Below are 5676 nucleotides of genomic sequence, written 5' to 3'. Positions count from 1 at the left end.
TCTAACATCAGTCCATATAAATTGATTTTTTATTGTTTGTGAGAAATTCGCGTTTTGCGGTTCGGTTCCCGGATGTTCGGTTCTAGGGGGAGGTCTATCGGGAAGCTGTCTACATGGGCTGTAGCGATGATGCAATTGGGGTTGGCTTGAAAATAGTTATCTATCTTTATGTTCCAGGTCTTGGGCATACTTTGTTTTTAGCCGAGGTCAAATTTCATGTTAACCCTACTCTTGGGCTACAGATACCAAATTTCTCTAGAGGGACGAATAGGCAAGCCCATTCGCTCGAAGGCACGGTACTGAATGTTGTCAAGGTGAAGCTTCAAGTAATCTCGAACTTGACGCAATACTAGAAATTGAACAGGAGAAATACACTAATGGCGGTGACTTAACCCCAAATGTCAATTTTGAGCTTGATTCTGGGTCAAATTGGAATCTAGTGATTGATTTTGGCATTGCTTTTGATGCTCCTAGATATACCTTAAAAAGAACTTCAAGCTCGGAAATTAGCTTGACGGGTGAAGTGGGACGGGCAGGAACATATATCTATGAAGATTCTGCTGCCAATATTACCGTGAGTTCTTCATCTACATCCATACCTGAACCCACTTCCCTATTAGGTTTATTTTTTGGAGTCAGTGCAATTGCTGCCTCTAAAAAAGCTGGGGAGACTAAAGCTTAAATTTAGCTCAATATACACAAACCCGATCTGAAAATAAGAACCTTGTTTTTACCAAAGCCAGGTTTTTTATTTTATGGTTGAAGAATTCAGAAGTCGTGGTAGAGCTATCGGTGAGATAACATCTGCAATTTAACCACTGACGTTTCACCCCTATCTTCACCCGATGCTGTCTCAATAACAGCGATGGCACAGCCAACGCCTATCTTCTTGATGCCCGGAAAGCGTCGCATCTCCTCTGCTGAGAAGGACTATAGGACGATCGCATGAAGGCAGTGAGCTTGGTGCGATCGCTCCCTATCTGCTTGTCCTAGATCCGGTTGAGGAAGTTTTATAACTAAATCAGAGGTAGACAGTAGAGAAGCGGATGCCGTCTATGAATACGCTGGCTAATGCTGACTTCTCAACTTTGTAATGTCAACTTCAAGATTATTCGTTTTTTGCGTAAAGTACGAAACTTGAGGTGAATAGTATTATATAACGGTATTTACTATGGATAAACTGGGGACAACATTAATTGTCCCCTATATAATTTACTTCTATCAAAAACTGCTCTGGCTTACGTCCAGGGCAGTTTTATATTGCACGGTAGAAGACAGATTTTGAACTGCGCCTAAAATAAGTAGTTGCTATCAGCTAAGACTTTCGCAGTTCCCTACATCCTTGATGCTTTTAAAGTCCCTATTGATTAGCTCTTTTTTTACTAGCTTGATCAACTCGCTGCCACAGTTCACGGTCTTCTCGATAAATAGCTAACGCTGCAACCGCATCTTTTGCATCGATGTCTTTTCCTTGAGCCACTAGTGAAATCAGGAAATCTATTGCTTTATCTTGTCGCAGCATCCCAATTGCTAGTAATAATGTGCGGCGAAGTTCTACGTTCCTTGTTTGCTCCCAGCAATTTCTGAGAAGATCAAATGCTTCCTCTAATCGTGATTCACCCAATGTCAATGCTGCTAACTCACAGATTTGCTCCTTTGGGTCAAAAAGAAAACCAGCAACTATTGCAAGTGAATCAGTTGGAGCTAGTTGTAACAAAGCACTGAAGCACTCCGAAATCACCTGTGGTGCTTGATCGCCTATACGGGTTTTCAAACGAAGTAAAGGTACACCTTGAGGATTTCCTGTGTAGGCGATCGCTTTTGCAGCAGCAACTCTTGCTTCTGGTTTAGGGTCAGTTAGTAGATCGGCTAATTCGTTCATTACATCTGAGTAGTTCATTCTCACCAGACCTAAAGCACATATACCCCGAAGATGGGCAGCAGTGTCTTCAAGTCCTCCCCATACTGGCTCCATCTGAACATGTCGAATCCCTTGCAGAAAAAGGTTTTCATCGCTGTATTCCATACCAGTAATCAGATGCAGCAAATTAGATAGGTTTGGGTACGCTCTGTGCTGTTTGAAAAATTTCCCCCATGCACAGAATAAGTTGTTATACCCATATTTGCTAAGTAGTCTGCCAGTCGCTCGAAATAATCCCAATCTTGAGGTTGGGCTAGGTTGAAAGGATAGTGGCGCTCGCTCCAAACAAAAGCATGGTGAGCTCGATAGACCATCCCTTGTTGCCTATATTCCTCAATCGCTTGCGCGGCATCAGCATCAGGTCGAGGCCCGATTGCTAGTTCAACATGCCGAATTCCTGCTTGGCAAAACACCGTTAATGCTTCGCGGGTTGATACTCCCCCGTAAGCAGATAAACTAATATACAACTCCATCACTCCCCCGGCGTTGATGTATATTCAAAGATTGCAGTTCTAGGCTTCAAGGCAAAGATTTTTGTAGAATACCCTATTAATATGCTGATTTCAGTCGCTAACTGCTGTTTTTGTTCGTCTTGATATTCCATATCTCTGAGTAAATATTTCACATCACCACAAATGTAGTCCTCAATTTGTCCTTTTATAGAAGTTTCACTACACTCGTTGACGTTATATATGCGTTTTATTGGTATTTCATTAATCAAATGCTCAACTGAACCTAATTTTAAAGACAGATTATAGCTGTACCCAATAAAATTACGTTCGTCATCGTAACCATTAAGGTCTTCATGAGTCTGGTAGTTGCTTAAACCTATCGGTAGAGAGAGCGTCACCAATAACCAAGTAGTTGGATCTTCTGCAACGCTAGAATCGGATTTGCGCGTGTACCAATTATTACTTCGAGTCTGTTTGAACTCTTGCACAAATGTTCTTAATCCTGGTGTTACCAACAAGCAACGAGCATCTTTTGCTAGAGCATCGGTGATGCGTTTGAGTTCTATTGTCTGTGCTTCTACCAGTGTCTGTTCTAAACCACGAAGTTCTTGCATTCTTGCTTCTACTAGTTGTTGCAAATCTGCAATCTCTGGGTCGAATTGACTGGCATGATTTTGCACTAACTGTTCATAACTTGAAAGCACGGAATTACAATCTGTCATGGGATTCCTCACTTAAAAAGTGCGAATTTTTAATGACTATCGCAGTTTGAAACTACTGCAAAGCATCTTAGTAGTTCTTTTGTACTAATATATCATTAACCGTTTGATTTCTAAAAGTTCTCCATCCCAGGTTTTGACTCTACAACTGAATTCCCCAACATGACTGACAATCGCCCAACAACCGCCTTTGTCCCTCAATTCGAGATTGTGTTCAAGATTTTGAACAGACAAAAGATTTCACTGCCCCTGTTCCCAATCTTCAATCGCCAATCCACTGACACGACTAAATTCTCTTGTGTTGTGCGTGACTAATGTTAAGTTATGTGTCAAGGCGATCGCGGCTAAAAGAAAATCGTTCGGGCCAATCGGCGTTCCACTCGCTAATAATTCTGCACGAATTCTCCCGTAAACAAGTGCTGTAGAATCATCAAATGGTAGAGAAACAAACAACTTGAGAAACTCTTGCTGTCTGAAGAACGTTCTGTTCGGGTCATTGCTTCTCATTGCGCCATAAAACAACTCTGCCTTGACCACTGAACACACAGCAATATCTTTTACATCTGTTGACCGTAAGCGTTCTCGAATCAAGAGTGACCTACCATTGAGATAACGAGCACAAACATTGGTATCTAATAAATACCTCACACAATTTCTTCCCTTGTCTCAAAATCACCTTCAAAATCAATCACAATTGGATCGTCTTGACAACTGCCGTAAGTTTGTTCAAAAAATCCTGCTGGCCATCCCAATTCTTCTGGTGTTTTTGGGCGTGCTGATGGTTCTAGCTGTTGATAGGTTACTGTCACTTCTATTTCTTTGTCCGTTATCCCCACAGGGATTTCTAAATGTAAGATCCCATCAGACCCTACGTGAGAACGCAATTTGATACTTTGCATTACTGTTTTCTCCTACTTGCCGATTCATTGGAATTATTTAGCAGCTCATTAAGTTAAGGGCTAGACTGGTAAGTTTGCATCAATCTCAATCAAAGTAACTTTGGTATTTTCGACTACTGTATTTCCCATTAACGTGTCCTGCATAGCTTCAAATTTAGACTCTGCTCTCCCAAGGCATTCATAATGTAAAATCACGTGATAATGCTTTTGTATTGCTTCTCCAGACTCAGAACGCTCTACTGCAAGCCAATCTTTATTTTGGCCCTCTTCGGCAATCTGACGATATTTACTGGCTAACTGCTCTAATGCAATGGCTATAGCGTGTTCTCTAGTTTGCCCACAGTAATGATTTTCATCTCTTAACTCGTCAATAGATGACGACAGTATACAAATATACTGTTCATTCTCATCGGCTTCCACATTAATCGTAATTGTTTCGGTGATTGAACTCATACTTAATTTATTAAAAAAGCAATGAACCTTAAATTTTAATGCTGATGCAATTATGATATTTTAAATACCCAATATCATAATTGCCATATCTTGGCAATATTTGGGATGATTAACTATATATACTCGCTTAATAACAGCAACCACATCGCTCTAATTTGAGGGAGAACCAGTATTGAACTCTGTTTAGATAACTTGAAAAAACAATCACTAATGAATGTTCAGTGCCGTTAAGATTGTGGTTTCTTATATTGCAACAACAGATGTCGCAACATGAAGCCATTGCAGAGAACTCCCATAATCTTAACTGCGATCGCTGCTGGGGTCATAAAAGTATCCAGTCTGTTTTCAGATAAGAAATAAAGAGGGCTTTTGAGGGCAGTTTGTTCATTTTAACTTCTTTTAGGAACAGAGCGTTCACCTACAGTCAATCGCTAATCCTATAGAAATTTATCGGGATTTACCGCAAACTTTAATTTCCAACTCCAGAACATTCAACACTTTCTCTTCCAAGTCCGTTAAATAAGCGCGGTTCACCTTTCCCAACATCTCCAGAAACTTCTGTACCGATTCCTCCAATGCACCCGAATACACCCTTTTTATGCGATCGCAAATCACCAGCATCTGCTCACACTCGGCAGGCAAGTAGTTGTACGACTTCAGGTACTGCAACCCAACCGTATATTCCCCATCCCAGGTTTTGACTGTGCAACTGAATTCCCCTACATGGTTTACGATGCCCCAGCAGCCACCTTTACCTCTCAATTCGGGGTTGTCCTTTGCAAGGATTTGGCATACTTCGCCTAGCTGGTAAGTGTTGGGCACTTGGGTACGTTCCATTATTTGCTGCACTACGTTTTTAACGATTCTAGCTGATGGCACTTTGCCCCCTGCCTGCTCCACTGCTTTTACCCACACTTCCTGCTGTTCTTGGGGTTCAAGCTTTGTCATCGGTCTGACTTGTCCCTCTGTTGTCGGCAAAATGTGATCAAATTGATCACATTTTTCCATCAAATTATCGAAAACAACAGCCGCATCCATTAAAAGATAAGACTGGCGGCGACTATGACCAAACCGAGCGCGGCAATATTCTTCAAATGTTTTGTGCGTGGATCGATACAGTCTGCGATCGTGTAATTCCGCCAGCGCCTTGCCAGCCTCAAAAAACGCCCTCTCTACTTTCAGTAGACCGAAAAGTTTTGCGATCGCTAAAAAATGGTAGTTTACGATACAGT

Annotated in this window: 9 protein-coding genes and 1 pseudogene; 1 reads left to right on the top strand and 9 read right to left on the bottom strand. The window is 41.5% G+C overall.

Annotated features, from left to right (window positions below):
• Positions 1–50: 50 nt before the first annotated feature.
• A pseudogene (locus RMY63_RS40905) lies at positions 51–188 on the bottom strand (abortive phage infection protein); the annotation flags it as partial.
• 251 nt (positions 189–439) lie between these two features.
• Here RMY63_RS40905 and RMY63_RS40900 point away from each other — a divergent pair.
• The gene (locus RMY63_RS40900; protein ID WP_322734144.1) at positions 440–682 is read left to right on the top strand and encodes a PEP-CTERM sorting domain-containing protein; all 243 of its coding nucleotides are present in this window, start codon (positions 440–442) and stop codon (positions 680–682) included.
• A gap of 104 nt (positions 683–786) precedes the next feature.
• Here RMY63_RS40900 and RMY63_RS40895 read toward each other — a convergent pair whose 3' ends face one another.
• The 8 genes from RMY63_RS40895 to RMY63_RS40860 form a co-directional block, all read right to left on the bottom strand.
• Complete coding sequence (locus RMY63_RS40895; RefSeq protein WP_322734143.1) at positions 787–912, bottom strand: hypothetical protein; 126 nt, start codon at positions 910–912, stop codon at positions 787–789.
• A gap of 448 nt (positions 913–1360) precedes the next feature.
• Positions 1361–2026 carry a HEAT repeat domain-containing protein gene (locus tag RMY63_RS40890; protein ID WP_322734142.1) on the bottom strand — a complete coding sequence of 222 codons (666 nt, stop codon included), beginning with the start codon at positions 2024–2026 and terminating at the stop codon, positions 1361–1363.
• An 8-nt stretch (positions 2027–2034) separates the two neighbouring features.
• Positions 2035–2397, bottom strand: a complete 363-nt coding sequence (locus tag RMY63_RS40885) for a hypothetical protein (RefSeq protein WP_322734141.1) — start codon at positions 2395–2397, stop codon at positions 2035–2037.
• The gene (locus RMY63_RS40880) at positions 2394–3095 is read right to left on the bottom strand and encodes a hypothetical protein (RefSeq protein WP_322734140.1); all 702 of its coding nucleotides are present in this window, start codon (positions 3093–3095) and stop codon (positions 2394–2396) included. Before RMY63_RS40880 ends, RMY63_RS40885 begins: the two co-directional genes overlap by 4 nt.
• Positions 3096–3332: 237 nt before the next feature.
• Entirely contained in the window at positions 3333–3740 is a 408-nt protein-coding gene (vapC, locus tag RMY63_RS40875; RefSeq protein ID WP_322734139.1) for a type II toxin-antitoxin system tRNA(fMet)-specific endonuclease VapC, read from the bottom strand.
• A complete protein-coding gene (locus RMY63_RS40870; RefSeq protein ID WP_322734138.1) occupies positions 3737–3991 on the bottom strand; it encodes a hypothetical protein in 255 nt (84 codons plus the stop codon). The genes vapC and RMY63_RS40870 overlap by 4 nt, the downstream gene beginning before the upstream one ends.
• 60 nt (positions 3992–4051) lie before the next feature.
• Positions 4052–4444, bottom strand: a complete 393-nt coding sequence (locus RMY63_RS40865) for a hypothetical protein (protein WP_322734137.1) — start codon at positions 4442–4444, stop codon at positions 4052–4054.
• A 447-nt stretch (positions 4445–4891) separates the two neighbouring features.
• The coding region (locus RMY63_RS40860; RefSeq protein WP_322734136.1) for a hypothetical protein at positions 4892–5676 on the bottom strand (785 nt) is incomplete at its 5' end.

The sequence above is a fragment of the Nostoc sp. ChiQUE01b genome (assembly GCF_034531255.1).
GTDB lineage: Bacteria > Cyanobacteriota > Cyanobacteriia > Cyanobacteriales > Nostocaceae > Nostoc.
This window is presented reverse-complemented; position numbering and strand designations above follow the sequence as displayed.

Excerpts from the sequence above, each read along its gene's own strand:
- RMY63_RS40870 (WP_322734138.1), bottom strand. The coding sequence starts at position 3,991 with ATGCAAAGTATCAAATTGCGTTCTCACGTAGGGTCTGATGGGATCTTA.
- RMY63_RS40890 (WP_322734142.1), bottom strand. The coding sequence starts at position 2,026 with ATGGAATACAGCGATGAAAACCTTTTTCTGCAAGGGATTCGACATGTT.
- RMY63_RS40895 (WP_322734143.1), bottom strand. The coding sequence starts at position 912 with ATGCGACGCTTTCCGGGCATCAAGAAGATAGGCGTTGGCTGTGCCATC.
- RMY63_RS40880 (WP_322734140.1), bottom strand. The coding sequence starts at position 3,095 with ATGACAGATTGTAATTCCGTGCTTTCAAGTTATGAACAGTTAGTGCAA.
- RMY63_RS40865 (WP_322734137.1), bottom strand. The coding sequence starts at position 4,444 with ATGAGTTCAATCACCGAAACAATTACGATTAATGTGGAAGCCGATGAG.